Annotated in this window: 1 protein-coding gene and 1 pseudogene; one reads left to right on the top strand and one right to left on the bottom strand. The window is 62.5% G+C overall.

The window, feature by feature from the left end:
• Positions 1-908 (bottom strand): annotated as a pseudogene (locus M3A49_RS42200) (IS5 family transposase); the annotation flags it as partial.
• Positions 909-1,091: 183 nt separating this feature from the next.
• Here M3A49_RS42200 and istA point away from each other — a divergent pair.
• Positions 1,092-2,331, top strand: a 1,240-nt coding sequence (istA, locus tag M3A49_RS42195) for an IS21 family transposase (RefSeq protein ID WP_266233975.1), incomplete at its 3' end; no start/stop codon positions are given.

Below are 2,331 nucleotides of genomic sequence, written 5' to 3'. Positions count from 1 at the left end.
GCGTGGCGTCGCACAGGATCGCCGCCTGCTCTAGCGCTTCAGCCAGCGTGTGCCCATCGTACGGATTGCCTGGCATCGAGCGCATGCCAACCACCAGTCCTTCCTTGTGGGTCGTCGTGATCGACACTTTCACCCCGAATTCGTACGGCTTGCGCGCCTTGCCCTTGGCTAGGCACTCGACTTCCGGTGCATGCAGTGCATAAAGCTTGTGCTTATCCTTCGGCTTCTGCGTCAGGATGCGCCTCGTGCGGGCGATCAGCTCCGTTAATTCAGCGCAGCCTGGGTCAGCCACCTGGGCGACCTGCCGCTCCACATCGCGCATCACCCGCCCAACGCGCGAACGCAGCGTGCGCAATGCTTTCCTCATGCGTTTGTACTGTTTCGCGTGAGCGTAGCGGCCAATCTGCAGCGCCAGACGCGGCGCCTCGCGGTTGTAGTTCTGCCTCAGTTTCAGACCGTGCCGTGCCGCGGCCTTCACCAGATGTTCGCGACACCGTTCGAGCAATCGCGAATCGGTTGGGTGGGCGATCGCCTTCTCCATGACGGTCGTATCAACAATCACGCGCTTGACACTCGAGGCCTTGATTACGCGAGCCCGTTTTGCTGCTTCGATTGTCTCGGCCAGCAACTCTTCAACGCCGGCTTCGCCCAGTCGCTTCCACCCATTGCCAGACGACCTCTTCGTCGGACAGGTCGAACGCATGCTGCAAATACAGCAGTCCGGCGATCAGCCTGGGAGACGTCGCCGGTCGACCCTTGCGCGATACAAAGCTTTCGCTCATTGATGCGCCAAGTCGCTCCCAGTTGATGAGGTCGGCCAAACGTATCAACGGATGCTTCAGGTTGATCTGTTCGCGCAGCGGTTGGCGGAAGAAATCTCCCTCCGTCACAGGCGTCTTCGGACCCATCCGCACCTCATCGAAAAATGCAGGATTCTCACGTTAATGTGCCAGGTCCCCGATGGGCGGGCAAATTCCCCCACCTGTGGGCACCTCAAACTCCCCCACCTAGAGACACGCGGAGCATGATGCTGGCGCGGTCTGGCAGGACGTTACCTTGCACCCCTCGAATGAAGAAGAGGGGTTGTTGGAGTGAATGTCTTGAAGCCGCATCTGCAAACAACCATCGCCACGCTCGTCGCAGCGGGCAAACGTCAGCGGGAGATCGCCCGGATTACGGGCGTTGACCGGAAGACGATCCGTAAGTACCAGGAGCAATTCGCGGCGGCGCAGGCAAATTCCCCCACGGTGCCCACCGGCGCCGAGCTGCAAATTTCCCCACCCTGCCCACCGGCAAAGGGCAGCCAGGTATCGGCCTGCGAGCCGCACCGGGAGTTCATAGAGGCCCAGTTGCGATTGCGGCGCAACGCCATGGCCATCTACCAGGATCTGGTGGACCGGTTTGGCTTCGCCGCCGGATACGACAGCGTCAAGCGGTTCGTGCGGACATTGCGCCAGCATGAGCCGGCGCAGTTTGACCGGCTGGACCTCCTGCCTGGCGAGGAAGCGCAGGTTGACTATGGCGAAGGGGCCCTGACCAGGGTGCCGGGCACAAACCGCTGCCGCAAGCCGCGGCTGTTCGTGATGACGCTTCGCTACTCGCGGCGCAGCTTCCGCCGCGTCGTATGGAAGTCCAGCAAGCAGGTCTGGGCCGAACTGCACGAGCAGGCCTGGCGCCACTTTGGTGGCGTCACGCAATACGTCGTCCTCGACAATCTGAAGGAAGGCGTTGTCAAAGCGGACCTGTACGAGCCGGAACTCAATCCGGTGTATGCCGCCATGCTCGCTCACTACGGCGTGGTGGCGGACCCGGCCCGAGTGCGGGATCCGAATCGCAAGGGCACCGTCGAGAACGCGATCCAGCATACTCAGGGCACGGCCCTGAAGGGGCGCCGGTTCGAGTCGATCGAGGAGCAAAACGCCTTCCTTGATCAATGGGAATCGAACTGGGCGGCCAGGAGAATTCACGGCAGCACCCGTCGCCAGGTCCAGGCGACGTTCGAGGAAGAGCGCCCCCATCTGCGCGCCTTGCCAGCGCGCAACTTCGAATACTTCACCGACAAGGTCTACACGGTCTGCGACGACACGTGCGTCCGAGTAGACCACAGCAGCTACGCAGCCCAACCGGCTCCCATCGGCAGCCAAGTGCTGGTGCGTAAGTTTGCCCGTCACCTGGAAATCCGCAACCTCCAGACACAGGCATTGCTGCGCACCCACATGCTGGCCGACAGGCCGGGCACGGTGGTACTGCCGCAGGACGAGCGGCCGTTCAATCCCTCCCGGGAAACGCGCCGCATCCTCGCGCAGGCCAGGACGATCGGGCCATCGGCCG

This window comes from Paraburkholderia sp. CNPSo 3076 (genome assembly GCF_026343935.1).
GTDB lineage: Bacteria > Pseudomonadota > Gammaproteobacteria > Burkholderiales > Burkholderiaceae > Paraburkholderia > Paraburkholderia nodosa.
The sequence above is the reverse complement of the archived record's forward strand: the minus strand, read 5'-3'. Positions and strand labels throughout refer to the sequence as shown.